The 235-nt window shown below is 60.0% G+C and carries 1 protein-coding gene; it reads right to left on the bottom strand.

All coding sequences use genetic code 11. From position 1 onward, the window contains the following. Nucleotides 1–235: aldehyde dehydrogenase family protein (locus E0702_RS18185; protein WP_132045882.1), on the bottom strand; the 235-nt coding region annotated here is incomplete at both ends.

Below are 235 nucleotides of genomic sequence, written 5' to 3' on the forward strand. Positions count from 1 at the left end.
CTGCGTGATGGTAGAAATGACGCTGCACCAGCGGAATATCGATGTCGCGGCTCTCGCGGATCGGCTTGCCGTTGTCGAGTGTTTCGAGAACTGCAAATAGGCGGCTGTGCTTTTGCAAAAGGCGCGCGATGGCATAGAGATATGTCGCACGGCCAGAGCCACCCATCGCGGCCCAAGCCCCTTGCGCGGCGCGGGCAGCTTTGACGGCGGCGTCTACGTCTTTTTGTGTCGCTTG

The sequence above is a fragment of the Halomonas marinisediminis genome (assembly GCF_004347715.1).
Classification (GTDB): Bacteria; Pseudomonadota; Gammaproteobacteria; order Pseudomonadales; family Halomonadaceae; genus Halomonas; species Halomonas icarae.